General features: G+C 61.1%; 13 protein-coding genes. 3 read left to right on the top strand and 10 right to left on the bottom strand.

Annotated elements, in window-relative coordinates; genetic code table 11:
• Positions 1–18 precede the first annotated feature (18 nt).
• From WDB91_RS10725 to WDB91_RS10705, 5 genes are all read right to left on the bottom strand, one after another.
• Positions 19–1,242, bottom strand: a complete 1,224-nt coding sequence (locus tag WDB91_RS10725; protein WP_339112556.1) for a multidrug effflux MFS transporter — start codon at positions 1,240–1,242, stop codon at positions 19–21.
• A gap of 122 nt (positions 1,243–1,364) precedes the next feature.
• Positions 1,365–2,012 (bottom strand): DsbA family oxidoreductase, encoded by a 648-nt coding sequence (locus WDB91_RS10720; protein ID WP_339112555.1) that lies wholly within the window; start codon positions 2,010–2,012, stop codon positions 1,365–1,367.
• A 62-nt stretch (positions 2,013–2,074) separates the two neighbouring features.
• Positions 2,075–2,410 (bottom strand): hypothetical protein, encoded by a 336-nt coding sequence (locus WDB91_RS10715; RefSeq protein WP_339112554.1) that lies wholly within the window; start codon positions 2,408–2,410, stop codon positions 2,075–2,077.
• A gap of 176 nt (positions 2,411–2,586) precedes the next feature.
• The gene (locus WDB91_RS10710) at positions 2,587–2,706 is read right to left on the bottom strand and encodes an entericidin (protein ID WP_339112553.1); all 120 of its coding nucleotides are present in this window, start codon (positions 2,704–2,706) and stop codon (positions 2,587–2,589) included.
• Complete coding sequence (locus WDB91_RS10705; protein ID WP_339112552.1) at positions 2,703–4,544, bottom strand: extracellular solute-binding protein; 1,842 nt, start codon at positions 4,542–4,544, stop codon at positions 2,703–2,705. The genes WDB91_RS10710 and WDB91_RS10705 overlap by 4 nt, the downstream gene beginning before the upstream one ends.
• Before the next feature lie 466 nt (positions 4,545–5,010).
• On the opposite strand from WDB91_RS10705, the gene WDB91_RS10700 reads away from it, so the two are divergent.
• Together WDB91_RS10700 and WDB91_RS10695 are read left to right on the top strand one after the other, a co-directional pair.
• Positions 5,011–5,784, top strand: a complete 774-nt coding sequence (locus tag WDB91_RS10700; RefSeq protein WP_339112551.1) for a 3-hydroxybutyrate dehydrogenase — start codon at positions 5,011–5,013, stop codon at positions 5,782–5,784.
• A 115-nt stretch (positions 5,785–5,899) separates the two neighbouring features.
• Positions 5,900–6,949 carry a patatin-like phospholipase family protein gene (locus tag WDB91_RS10695; protein WP_339112550.1) on the top strand — a complete coding sequence of 350 codons (1,050 nt, stop codon included), beginning with the start codon at positions 5,900–5,902 and terminating at the stop codon, positions 6,947–6,949.
• A gap of 3 nt (positions 6,950–6,952) precedes the next feature.
• Here WDB91_RS10695 and WDB91_RS10690 read toward each other — a convergent pair whose 3' ends face one another.
• From WDB91_RS10690 to WDB91_RS10670, 5 genes are all read right to left on the bottom strand, one after another.
• Positions 6,953–7,624, bottom strand: a complete 672-nt coding sequence (locus WDB91_RS10690) for a DUF502 domain-containing protein (protein WP_339112549.1) — start codon at positions 7,622–7,624, stop codon at positions 6,953–6,955.
• Positions 7,625–7,713: 89 nt separating this feature from the next.
• The gene (locus WDB91_RS10685) at positions 7,714–8,628 is read right to left on the bottom strand and encodes a pseudouridine-5'-phosphate glycosidase (protein ID WP_339112548.1); all 915 of its coding nucleotides are present in this window, start codon (positions 8,626–8,628) and stop codon (positions 7,714–7,716) included.
• Positions 8,625–9,518 (bottom strand): PfkB family carbohydrate kinase, encoded by an 894-nt coding sequence (locus tag WDB91_RS10680; protein ID WP_339112547.1) that lies wholly within the window; start codon positions 9,516–9,518, stop codon positions 8,625–8,627. The genes WDB91_RS10685 and WDB91_RS10680 overlap by 4 nt, the downstream gene beginning before the upstream one ends.
• 45 nt (positions 9,519–9,563) lie before the next feature.
• Positions 9,564–10,808 (bottom strand): surface lipoprotein assembly modifier, encoded by a 1,245-nt coding sequence (locus tag WDB91_RS10675; RefSeq protein ID WP_339112546.1) that lies wholly within the window; start codon positions 10,806–10,808, stop codon positions 9,564–9,566.
• Positions 10,809–10,874: 66 nt separating this feature from the next.
• Positions 10,875–11,483: a hypothetical protein gene (locus WDB91_RS10670; RefSeq protein ID WP_339112545.1), complete on the bottom strand. Its 609-nt coding sequence runs from the start codon at positions 11,481–11,483 to the stop codon at positions 10,875–10,877.
• 325 nt (positions 11,484–11,808) lie between these two features.
• Here WDB91_RS10670 and WDB91_RS10665 point away from each other — a divergent pair, with 325 nt between their 5' ends.
• Positions 11,809–12,291 (top strand): LuxR C-terminal-related transcriptional regulator, encoded by a 483-nt coding sequence (locus WDB91_RS10665; RefSeq protein ID WP_339112544.1) that lies wholly within the window; start codon positions 11,809–11,811, stop codon positions 12,289–12,291.
• Positions 12,292–12,321: the final 30 nt, after the last annotated feature.

The raw sequence follows: 12,321 nt of genomic DNA, 5'->3' as shown, positions 1-12,321 counted from the left end.
CCCCGGCTTCTCATTTATTTACACGTCGTTGTTGGTCCGTGTCATGAGAATCGCGGCCAGCCCCGAGCACAGACAGGTCGCAATCACCAGCGGCATCACGGTGCCGTTGAAGGCCAGCCCGACAGGTGCCGCAATCAGCACTGATCCGAGCGTCGAGAGCGCGGTGATGACCGAGGCCGCCATGCCCGCCAGATGGCCCATATTCTGCATAGCCAGCGCGTTGAGATTGCCGAAGGTAATCCCCGCCATCGCGAAAACCGACACGAAATAGAGGAAGAACACCGCAAAGCCCCAACCCGATTGTGGCATGCCGGAAAGCTCGAGCCCCAGCATGACGAGCGAGATCACCACCTGGACCCGGTAAGCCACCGACACGATGCGGCGCATCCCCAGACGCACGACGAGGCGCGAGTTGATGAAGGAGAAGCTGCCTGCCATCAGCGCGCCGAGCGCGAACCAGAGCGGGAAGCGGTCGGTCACGCCATAGGCCTTGTAGAGCTGCTCGGCCGAACTGACCGCCGAGAACATCTGCGCAAAACCGAGCGTCATGATGATGATGAAGAGGCGCACCTGACTGTCGGAGATCACTTCGACAGCCCCGGCCAGAAGCGGCTTGAATTTCAGCGGGCGGCGACGCTCGGGGGGCAGGGTTTCGGGCTGGCGCAGGAAGAGCCAGCTGACCCCGATCAGGCCGAAGACGCAGAAGACATAGAAGATCGCGCGCCATTCGGAGAAAGCGATGATCACCGCACCGATCGAGGGCGCGAGGGCGGGCACGATGATGAAGATCATCATGATGATCGAGGTGACCTGCGCCATCTCTCGACCCGCATACATGTCGCGCACCAATGCCATCGGCACCAGACGCGGGGCGGCGGCACCAAGCCCTTGGATGAAGCGCGCGAACAGAAGCGCTTCCAGCGTTTGCGCGGAGGCCGCGATCAGTGCCCCGATGATGTAGACGACAATCCCGCCCGCGATCGTGATCCGGCGCCCGAACGCATCCGAGATCGGCCCGACGAAGAACGTGCCTGCACCGATCCCGAAGACGAAGGAGGTCAGCACGAGTTGTGCGCGGTTGACATCCTCGGGGGTAAGGGCTGCGGCGATATCGCCGAGGGCAGGGAGCATCGCATCGATCGAAAACGCGACGGTTGCGATCAGGGAAGCCAGCATGACGGTGAACTCGCGCAGCGACAGGGTTCGGGCCGTCTGGGCAACGCTGTGGTCCAGATGAGTCATGAATATCTCGATAAATGGGGTATATTCTAAGGCTGACTATAGTAAGCAGCCTCAGGTCGTCCATCTTTAAGCCCGCGCAAAAAGGCACAGGCCCACACGGAAATGTGCGAGAACTGAAACGCTCAGTTCAGAACGGTGCCATCCGGTGCGCCCGACAGCTCGTCGATCACCTGAAGCCAGAGCTCTTTGGGTTGCGCGCCCGAAATGGCGTGGGTGTTTGAGACAATGAAGGTCGGCACCGCAGTGATCCCGCGTTCGCGCGCATGGGCGTCACGGGTGGCGATGGTATCGCGATCGGCATCGCTCGCCAGAAGCCGCGCCGTCATCTCCGCATCGAGCCCCGCATTCTTGGCGATTTCTATCAGCTCCCGCAGATCGCCGATATCACGCCCCTCATACCAATGGGCGGTCATCAGCCCCGACATCACTGCCGTGCCACGTTCCTCGAGCCCCGCCCAATAGACCAGACGCAGCGCATCAAGTGTATTGGGCTGGCGGATCACTTTCAGGGGGTCGAGCGGCAGATTGTCGGCCGCGGCGATATCCAGTAGCTGCTGGTGCATCCTGACCGCGCCGTCCTGACCGAATTTGGCCTGCAGGTAATCAGCGCGGTTCATGCCCTCGCGCGGCATCGCGGGGTTCAGCTGGAAGGGGTGCCATGCCAGCCGGAACGGATGATCGGGCCGCTCCGCCAACGCACGGTTGAGCCGCTCGTAGCCGATCAGGCAGAAAGGGCAGACCGGGTCGGCAAAGATATCTAGCGCGATCATGAGGCTCTCCTAAAGGGTGTCAGCCCTCTGTCTCAGGCCGCGCGCGGATGGTCAAGAGGGGCTCAGGCCGAGCCATCCTCTTCCTCGTCATCACCGAAACTCTCGTCACGGTCATACTCGTCCTCGCCTTCGCCGACATATTTGGACGAGTTGCGCATGGACTGGTTGTCATGGGTGGGATCCATCACGACATCCGAGGGCAGCTCGCCCGCAAGCCATTCGCGCAGCTGCTCGACCACATCCTCGGGCTCCTCGCCCGTGGCCTCGACAATCGCCGCGATGAAGGCGCGCCGGTCACCGTCGATCTCCTCGAGATCCTCTTCGGTCAGCTCCGGCCAGCGGTCGATGATCGCTTCGTTGAACGCGGTCCAGTTTTCTTCGACATGTGCCCATTTCATGGCAGCCTCCTTCGTCTCGGCGTCACGCGCGGTGGCGCTCCATTTCCTTGAGGAGACAAGCCGGAACGCTCTGGTCCGGTTCCAAAAATTCTCACGCTCAGGCGCGGATTTCCGCCATAGCAAAAGGGCCGGTGCCCGCGGCACGGCCCTTTCCGATCCTGCTGCATCCGAGGCTGTCAGTACATCCAGCCCTGAACCGTGCGCGCACCGCCCGAGACATCCTCTCCCATGCCCGCAACCGTGTTGCACGCGCTCAGGGAGACCATCAGCAAGCCAAGCAAAACGAGTGTTTTCATTTTTTCGCCTCATACCACCAAGTATCGGGCATGAAGCCCGGCCAATCACCGTAAACCGGCAGGGTTTCCGGATAATGAAGGCTGGATTTATGCGCAAGCCTCGAGGTCTTGGAATACCATGCGGGGATCACATAGCGGCCTTCGGTCAGGATCCGGTCCAGCGCACGCACGGCAGCCACATAATCCTCGCGATCGGTGGCCTCCAGCATATGGGTGATCATCGCTTCTGCCGCGGGGCTGTCCATGCCCATCCAGTTCCAGCTACCGGGCTGCTCGACGCCGTTCGAGCCCCAATAGAGCATCTGCTCGTTGCCTGGGCTGAGCGAGAGCGCGCGCCAATACCATGTCATATCGAACTGGTAGTTCCGACTGCGCTGCACATATTGCGCGTCATCGATCGTGGTCACAGTGGCCTCGATACCCACGCGCTTGAGCGCCTGAACATAGATATCGACCACCGATTGCGGATCATAGGGGCCGCTGCCATAGCCGCCGCCCTGACGCAGCAGGATCTCGAAGCGGAAGGGCTGGCCCTGCGGGTTGCGCAGAACCCCGTCCTGACCAACCTCCCAGCCCGCATCCGAAAGGAGTTTCAGTGCCTTACGGGTGTTCTTTCGATTCATTTCGCGGCCATCCGAAACCGGCAGGGGATTGCCCTCCATCGTTCCGGGCGCAAGATCCTTGGCGAAGGGTTCAAGCAGCGCCTTCACCTTGCCGGTCGCGGGCCCTTCCTGCATGCCTAGATCGGAATTGGAAAAGAACGACGTCACACGGGGTTCGGCGCCATTGTTCAGTGTTTTGTTGATGAACTCGAAATTGAACACCTCGGTCAGCGCCTCGCGCACGCGCCAATCCTTGAAGAGCGGATTACGGGTGTTCATCACCAGCCCGTCAATGCCGGAGGGGCGGGCATTGGGGATCTCGTCCTTGACGATCTCGCCCGATTGGGCTGCCGCAAAATTATAGCTGTTCTGCCAGCGGGCATCGCTGGCCTCGCGCCACGCATCTACATCTCCGGCTTTAAAAGCTTCGAAGATCACATTGCCATCCTTAAAATAATCGTGACGGATCTCAGAAAAATTCCAAAGGCCGTGATTGAAATTCACATCCTTGCCCCACCAGTTGGGGTCTTTCTTGAAGCTGATGAATTTGCCGTTCGACACCTGATCAACCACATAGGGGCCCGAGCCCACGGGGATCATATCGGTGGTCGCCTCGAAATCCTTGCCCTCCCATTGCGCCTTTTCCAGAATGGGACGCATCCCCATCAGAAGCGCTAGCTCGCGGTCGGGCGCGTTAAACGTGATACGGACCGAGCGCGGGCCGGTCTGGGTGATCTCTTTCACCTTGGCCCAGGCGTTGCGGTAGCGCGGGTGTCCGCTTTCGCCGAGCGTCTTGTAAGACCAGATCACATCCTCGACTGTCACCGGCTTGCCATCCGAGAAATGCGCCTCGGGGCGCAGCGTGTATTCGACATAGCTGCGCGCCTCGTCAGTCTCGACCGATTGCGCCAGAAGGCCATAGAGGGTGAAGGGTTCATCAATCGAGCGCGCCATCAGCGACTCGGTCACATATTGGGTGATTCCCGTGGCCGGACGGCCCAGCAGAATCCACGGGTTGAGCGAATCGAACGTGCCAACCTCACCCAGTTTCAGCGTTCCGCCCTTGGGTGCATCGGGGTTGGCATAGGGAAGATGGTCGAAATTATCGGGCAGGGCGGGCGCACCAGTCATGGCGATCGCATGCTGCGGTGCTGCAAGCGCCTCATGCCCAAGGATTAAAGGGCTTGCGGCAAGCATAGCGCCCAAAAGCATGCGTCTGAGAGCGGGGTTCTGCATCGCGATAATTCCGTTTCTGCTCGTGTTATTTACAGGAAATCTAACCGAGCAACGGGACTTACGCAATTTTCCCTTTGAAACTGCGCGCAGAACGGCCTATAACAAACTCACTGCTCGATAGGTTTCTTGCCTGTATGAAACCTGCCTCATGACTTAGCGCCCGCCTTGTGCGGGCGTTTTTTTTGGTCAATGCGGCTCCTTGCTCAGTTCTCGCTGCAGTTGCATCCATTAATGCCATGAACGCGCAGGTTTTTTGAACTGGAACAATTCAAGGATGCGCCAAATGGTCTTGGCGTCGCATCGACGAAGCAGTTTCAGATGATGGGCTGCTTTTGCTTGATGCGATTCGCGAACGCAAGCAAAAAAAGCCGCACTCCTGCGTGATATTGTGGATTTTAGCGTGATTGGACCTTGCCAGATTCGGCTCTAGGATGATGATCAGGGATATTATCCAGAGGAGGGCCAGATGAGCCTTAAGGGAAAATCTGCAGTTATTACCGGATCTAATTCGGGAATTGGTCTCGGCGTTGCGCGAGAGCTTGCACGCGCGGGCGCAAATGTTGTTCTGAATTCTTTTACCGACCGGCCCGAGGATCACGATCTCGCGAAAAGCATCGCACAGGAGTTTGGCGTTGAAGCCCGCTATATCAAGGCCGATCTCTCCAAGGGCGCGGAGGCGCGCGGACTGATCGAGCAGGCGGGGCATTGCGACATCCTCGTCAACAATGCCGGCATTCAGCATGTGGCCCCCATCGACGAATTTCCCGTCGAGAAATGGGATACGATCATTGCGATCATGCTCAATTCGGCCTTCCATACCACGGCCGTTGCTCTGCCGATGATGCGCAAGGCGGGTTGGGGACGGGTGGTCAATATCGCCTCGGCCCATGGCCTGACAGCCTCGCCCTATAAATCGGCCTATGTCTCGGCCAAGCACGGCGTTGTGGGCATGACCAAGGTCGTAGCGCTGGAAACCGCGAAAGAGGCGATCACCGCCAATGCGATCTGCCCGGGCTATGTGCATACGCCGCTCGTCGAGGCGCAGATCCCCGACACCGCCAAGAAATACAACATGACCGAGGAAGAGGCGGTCGAGAAGATCATCCTCGACCGGCAGCCCTCGAAACAGTTCGCGACTGTCGAACAGATCGGCGGCACGGCGGTTTTCCTGTGCTCGGAGGCTGCGGCACAGATCACCGGCACCACGATTTCGGTCGATGGGGGCTGGACCGCATTATAAGATCAAAAAGGGGGGGCCCCTTTTTTAGCGAGTTCTGCGGTCTTTCGGGGCCGATTACGGTGTTCAAACCGCTTCGGGCGGGTGCTTACAGGCTTTGCAACATTCGGGGGCTTCGATGGAAAGCAGGCGGATCAATCTCGCGCTACAGGGAGGTGGGGCGCATGGCGCCTTCACTTGGGGTGTCCTTGACAGGTTACTGGACGAGGACTGGCTGGAAATCGCCGCCATTTCCGGCACCTCGGCAGGTGCGCTCAACGGGGCCGCGCTGAAATCGGGGCTGGCGCAGGGTCAGGGCCGGATCGGGCGGGAGGCCGCACGCGAGGCGCTGGCATGGCTCTGGGGGCAGGTGGCCGAGGGTAGTGACCTGCGCACCGACCGCTGGATGTCGGCTTTTCTGCCCTATCCCGATACCGTGACGCGTTGGCTCGATCTCTTCACGCCGTCCTTCTACATCGAAAACTGGCTGCGGCTCTTTTCGCCATACGACTCGGGACCATTCTATATCAATCCGTTGGAGCGCGTCGTGCGCGACCTGGAATTCGAGAGTGTATGCTGCAAGGATGGCCCTGCCTTCTATGTCTCGGCCACCAATGTGCGCACCGGCAAGATCCGCGTATTTTCGGGCGCCGAGGTAACGCCCGATGCGCTTCTGGCCTCGGCCTGCCTGCCCAACTTGTTCCGTGCCATCGAGATCGAGGACAAGGCGACGGGGCGGCACGAGGCCTATTGGGATGGCGGCTATACCGGGAATCCCGCGCTATTTCCGCTCTTCGAGCCGCAATATCCGCGGGACATCCTGATCGTGAGCATCAATCCGATGGCGCGCGACAGCGTTCCCACGACGCCGCAACAGATCGAGGAGCGGATCACCGAGATCTCGTTCAACACCTCGCTCCTGCGCGAATTGCGCGCGATCAATTTCGCCCGCCGTGTGATCGCCGAGAAACATCTGCCCGAGGGCACGATGAAGGATGTGCTGATCCATATGATCGCCGATGACGAGACTATGCTCTCGCTCGGGCAGAGCTCGAAGATCACACCGAGCTTCGGGATGCTCGACCGGCTGAAAACCGCAGGCCAGCATGCCGCCGACCGGTTTCTGGAGGCCCATGCCGATAAGATCGGACGCGAGCCCTCCGTCAACCTGTCGGAGCTTTTCGGTTGAGTTTCAGCGGGTTTGTGGCTGTTCTTTTTCCGACGGATAGACCAGACCCGCCGAGATGATCAGCTTGGCCGCATCCTCGATCGGCATATCCAGATAGGTGATCTGCGACTGTGGCACGAACATCAGGAAGCCCGAGGTCGGGTTGGGGGTCGTGGGCATGAAGACCGCAATCAGCGGGTCTTCGGGGTTATCGGCAAGCCGCGCGATCTCTCCCTTCGTGCGGGCCGAGACAAAAGCCATCGCCTTCACGCCCGGGCGCGGATATTCGATGATGCAGGCACGGTCGAACTTCTCCTCGCCCTGGCTGAAGACGGTCTCCGCGATCTGTTTAATGCCGGAATAGACCGAGCGCACCACCGGCATGCGATTGACGATCGCCTCGCCCAGACGCAACAGCGCACGGCCAAAGAAGCCCTTGGCAAACCAGCCGACGATCAGGGTGAACAGGAGGAAGATCAGAACCCCGATACCGCGCAGATTGACGCCGATATAATGCTCGGGGCGCAGCTCGTGGGGCACAAGCGGCAGCACCCAGCCATCGACCCAGCCCGCAACCGTCCAGATCAGCCACGCGGTCAGACCGATGGGCAGGATCACGACGAGCCCTGTCAGAAACGATGCCCGGATCGCGGCAAAGCGGCGGCGGGGCTTGGGTTTGGGCTCTGTGGGGGTCATGGAACGTCCTGCAAAATCACGAATCCCCCGAATGGTCCGGAGGACATCCACCCTAGATGGGAGAGCCCTCCGGTTTTAGCAATAAGGCCCTAGCGCAAGGCGGCCATTTCTTTCGCGATCTGCGAGGCAAGACGCGCATTGTTCAGCACCAGCTCGATATTGGCCTTGAGCGAGCGGCCCTCGGTCAGCTCGAAAATACGCTGCAGCAGGAAGGGCGTCACCGCCTTGGCGGTGATGCCCTGCGCCTGAGCCTCGGACAGTGCCTGCTCGACCACGGGCAGGATCACCTCGCGCGGGATCTCGGCGGCCTCGGGGATCGGATTGGCGACAAGCTGGCCGCCCTCGAGCCCGAGCGCCGCGCGCATGATCGCCGCCCTGGCGATCTCGGCGGCGCTATCGGCCCGCAGCGGTGCCGTCAGCCCGGAGCTGCGCGACCAGAAGGCCGGAAGCTCGTCCTGCCCATAGGCGAAGACCGGCACGCCATCGGTTTCCAGCACCTCGAAGGTCTTGGGCAGATCGAGGATCGCCTTGGCACCGGCGCAAACCACGGTCACGGCGGTCTGGCCCAGCTCCGCCAGATCGGCGGAAATGTCGAAGCTCTCCTCGGCCCCGCGATGCACGCCACCGATCCCGCCGGTGGCAAAGACCGCAATCCCCGCGCGCGCCGCGCAGATCATCGTGGCGGCCACGGTGGTCGCCCCATAGGCGCCGCGCGCAAGGCAGACCGCCATATCGGCGCGCGAGACCTTCATCACGCCCTCTGCCTTGGCCAGCTCGTCCAGCTCGGCATCGCTGAGCCCGATATGGATACGCCCCTTCATCAGCGCGATCGTCGCGGGCACAGCCCCCTCGGCGCGGATCGTATCCTCGACCTTGCGGGCGGTTTCCACATTCTGCGGGAAGGGCATGCCATGGGTGATGATCGTCGATTCGAGCGCCACCACGGGTTGGCCCGCATCGAGGGCCGCGCGCACTTCGGGGGTGAAAACAAGTAGATCGGTCATGTCGCAATATCTCCGGACACATAACGGGCCGCAGCCAAGAGCGCGCGCGACAAGGCGTCCTCGCGCGTCTGGCCGGCATATTCGGCCACCAGATGGGCGGCCATGAACGTATCACCCGCGCCTGTCACGCGGGTTACGAGAACTTCGGGCGGGCAGGCGGTGAGGATGCCTGCCTCCGACATATCGGCCGCATCCCTGCCACCATCGGTCACAAGTGCCCGCTTGGCGCCGCGTCTGGCCAGACCTTCAGCCGCCTCACGCGCCGAGCCGAACTCGGTCTGGCAGAGGATCCCCGCTTCCTCGAGATTGACATAAAGCGTGGCTTTGGGGTGATTGAGAAGCGGCAGCAGACGCTCGGCCTTGCCCGGGCTGGCGGGCGCCACACGCAGATCGGCCTTGGCAAAGAGCGGCGAACGCGCGATCTGTGCCAGAAGATCTGTCGTCAGGTTGCCGTCAAGCGCCACAGGCCCGCTCCATGGGGCCTCCGCGTTACCCAGACGGCCATCGGCCAGAGGTGCGAGGATCTTATCGCCCGCAGCCTCAAGCGAATGGGCATCCGCCAGCGCCGCGACCAGACCGGTCGCGCATTCGATGGCCATATAGCGGTCGGTCGGCAGATCTGCCGAGCGGTAGACATGGCGTGCGTCAATGCCCAGACGCTCGGCCTGTGCCAGAAGTTCGACCCCCTGCGTGTCGCGGCCTACCGCCGAGAGAAGAACGGGTGTCATGCCAAAACGCGTCAGCGTCATGGCGATATTCATTGCAACCCCGCCCGGCAGGCGCGTAATGCGTCCGGGCTGGTCGGCCCCGAACCGCATCGGGGCAGGCGTTCGGCCAATGATGTCCCAAAGGACGGAGCCGATACAGAGGATCTGAGGCAAGTCGGTCATGCCTCCTATTGCCGCGGGTCTGGCGTCCGCGCAAGCAAAACCTGATCAAAAGGTCAAATCAAGCGATAGCCCGCAATCGAAACTTTCATAGTCATAGAGCGCGATATTGGATGCGCTGGTAGTATAGCCGCAACGGATCCGCGGAGAGCTGTCGCCGATACGGATATCGCGCAATGTGGCAAAGACACTGAGTGCGGCCACCCGATCCTTGCGGGGCTCACCCATTAACGGGAAGTCGGCATCGTAGAAACGCCAGTCATAGCGCAACGACGCGCCGCCCGCGATCGACTGGCCAAGCGGGCGCGAGACCCCGAGCGTGAGGCCCGCAGCGTCATAGCGGTGGTAATCGAGCCGGACATCGGACCGACTGATCCGCGCCCCATAGGACAGGCTGGCCCGACCCGCGCGATGCTGGAATGTGCTGCTCAGTTGATAGAACCGCCCGTCATACCCGTCCTTGTCGAAATAATCGCGGTATTCGGCAAGGGCGGCACCGGTGACCATCGCGCGCTCGAGCGGCACGGCCTCGAGCATCCAGCGTTTATAGGCGCTGATCCCGTAGGCGCGATGGCCCGAGGTGTTCTCGTCGGCCCGCCCGTCATAGGCCCGATAGCGCGCAGAGGCGGTCAGCCCCCAGTCATCCCGTCCGGTCAGGTTTTCATAGGTCAGCGCCAGCGAGGGCTGGAGAAACCGCAGCTGCCGCTGGCTATACCATTCTCCCGAGAGCGACGGGCGCAGATGCAGCCGGTGCCCAAGCGCGGGCTGGAGCACCCAATCACCTTCGAGCGAGGCTTCGGCCCCGATCCCTGATTCCTCCTCACCACCATTTGCAATCAGGAACGTCCCGAAATCGGTGATCAGATAGGTCTGCGAAGACGTGCGCGAGACGTTACTCGAGGGCAGAAGACCGCCCGAGAAGGAGAAGCGGAAAGGATGGGTGGCATCAAGCCGGCGCAGGGCCGCCAGATAGGGCGCACGATGCGTGCGCTCCCCCTGCAGGACATATTTCAGGATCGCCTCGCTGCGACGCGCTGATCCGATCTGCGCGAGAACGCGATCCAGCGCATGGGTTGCTGGCGTGTAATCGGGACGCTGTGCGGCAATATCACCGTAGATCCTCAGGGCCGAGAGGGGTTTTCCCTCGGCATCGAGACGGGTCGCCACGCCCATCCAGTCCGCGACGCTGCGTGTCTGCTCGGCGCGCAAGGGGCCAGCAGCAAGAAGAATGGCAAGAAGACATGCAGCGCCAAGCGCCGCACAGAGATAATGGAAAGAAGCACAAGAACGCATGGGGCCTCGAAATGCGAAAGATGCGCCGGTCTCCGGCGCATCCAGTCAGACAAAATCCAGATCCGCTCAATCCTCGCGCGCGTAGAATCCGCCGCTGCTCTCGAAGGTGCTCTCGTCATCGAAGGTGATGAGACCATCGACATCCCCGATCGCCATCAGCTCGTCATCCTGCTCGAAGACGCCACCCTCCATGACGAAATCGACCGTCCCGGAGCCCTCGCCATCGGACAGAGTGCCGGTCACCGAGGCATCGATCACCGCCGAGGAGATCGTGCCATCGACCGCAAGCATGCCATCTAGGTCGCTGTCCTTGCTGCTATATCCGTCATCGTCATTCGCCTCATAGAGCGCGAAATTCTGCGCGGTCCCCGATACGGTGCCGTTATCGAAATCGACATCCATCGACAGCTCGCCAAGGGCTTCGGTATAGCTGTCCTCGGTCTCGTCTACGCCAAAGCCCATATAGCCCGACATCGAGACCTCGCCCGTTGCATCGGTCGCCAGAGTGGCATCACCGCTCTCCAAGGCATCTTCGATAGCATTATATTGTGAAACAATATTATTAGCTTCGGCCAGAGACAGGCTCCCGCTGCCCCCGCCACTGCTGCCGCTGCTTCCACACGCAGCCAGCGTCGTGCAGGCCAGAAGGGCGATACCGGTCAATTGAATGCGCATTGTCATAATCCTTCAGAACATTCCCATGGCCATGCCATGCATTGAGTAACGCAATCTTGAGCCTTCGTGAGCAAGCTGTTCAACCTAGGAAAACTTATAGGTTGCCTTAAGGGTAGGCAGAATAATAACCTTCTTCAGCCAAGTGTTTTTATCGCCGTTCACGCGTTCTCCCGATCACACGCCAGTGTGTTCTGTTTTGATAAAAGAAAGCGGAGGCTTCTGGATGGATCTACCCAACCATCCCTCGTCTATTGTGCTGCAGCCACCATCCGGCGGACGCGAGTGCATTAGGCCGACCTCTCTGCGCCGCTTTCGGGGCGCTTATGTGAAGATCGACGCCGATGGCCAGATCCGCGCCTGTAGCGAGCCGGCCGCAGCATTGATCACCGCCGCATCGAGCCTTGGGGCCGATAAGGGCATCCTGACCTTCGCAGGCCCCATGCGGGAGACAATGCGCGCGGCATTACGCACGGAGAGCCCTGTTCCGGTCCGCATCGAGATCAGCGACCGAGCCCTCGGCACCATCGCCTGCCTCGTCTTCGCCCCGAAAGATGAGGCCCAAACACGGCTGATCCATTTCTGGGCGGCAAATCTCGCGCCCGAACCCAGTTACCGCCAGATCCTCAGCAAGCGCGAATTGCAGATCTTCCATCTGATCGCGGAAGGCCAACGCCGCGACCAGATCGCGCATCAGCTCGATATCTCGCTTGCGACCGTCGATCTGCATTCGAACGGGTTGCGCAAGAAACTCGGGGCGCGCACCTTGCCCGAGGCCGTTGCGCGCGGCTACGAGCTGGGCCTGCGCTAGCTCTCTGGACCGCCTGCCGGGAGCGTCGGC

The organism is Thioclava sp. GXIMD2076 (assembly GCF_037949795.1).
Classification (GTDB): domain Bacteria; phylum Pseudomonadota; class Alphaproteobacteria; order Rhodobacterales; family Rhodobacteraceae; genus Thioclava; species Thioclava kandeliae.
This window is presented reverse-complemented; position numbering and strand designations above follow the sequence as displayed.

Coding starts and splice junctions, on each gene's coding strand:
- WDB91_RS10725 (WP_339112556.1), bottom strand. CDS start 1,242: ATGACTCATCTGGACCACAGCGTTGCCCAGACGGCCCGAACCCTGTCG.
- WDB91_RS10700 (WP_339112551.1), top strand. CDS start 5,011: ATGAGCCTTAAGGGAAAATCTGCAGTTATTACCGGATCTAATTCGGGA.
- WDB91_RS10720 (WP_339112555.1), bottom strand. CDS start 2,012: ATGATCGCGCTAGATATCTTTGCCGACCCGGTCTGCCCTTTCTGCCTG.
- WDB91_RS10670 (WP_339112545.1), bottom strand. CDS start 11,483: ATGCGCATTCAATTGACCGGTATCGCCCTTCTGGCCTGCACGACGCTG.
- WDB91_RS10675 (WP_339112546.1), bottom strand. CDS start 10,808: ATGCGTTCTTGTGCTTCTTTCCATTATCTCTGTGCGGCGCTTGGCGCT.
- WDB91_RS10680 (WP_339112547.1), bottom strand. CDS start 9,518: ATGACCGACTTGCCTCAGATCCTCTGTATCGGCTCCGTCCTTTGGGAC.
- WDB91_RS10710 (WP_339112553.1), bottom strand. CDS start 2,706: ATGAAAACACTCGTTTTGCTTGGCTTGCTGATGGTCTCCCTGAGCGCG.
- WDB91_RS10715 (WP_339112554.1), bottom strand. CDS start 2,410: ATGAAATGGGCACATGTCGAAGAAAACTGGACCGCGTTCAACGAAGCG.
- WDB91_RS10695 (WP_339112550.1), top strand. CDS start 5,900: ATGGAAAGCAGGCGGATCAATCTCGCGCTACAGGGAGGTGGGGCGCAT.
- WDB91_RS10685 (WP_339112548.1), bottom strand. CDS start 8,628: ATGACCGATCTACTTGTTTTCACCCCCGAAGTGCGCGCGGCCCTCGAT.
- WDB91_RS10690 (WP_339112549.1), bottom strand. CDS start 7,624: ATGACCCCCACAGAGCCCAAACCCAAGCCCCGCCGCCGCTTTGCCGCG.
- WDB91_RS10705 (WP_339112552.1), bottom strand. CDS start 4,544: ATGCAGAACCCCGCTCTCAGACGCATGCTTTTGGGCGCTATGCTTGCC.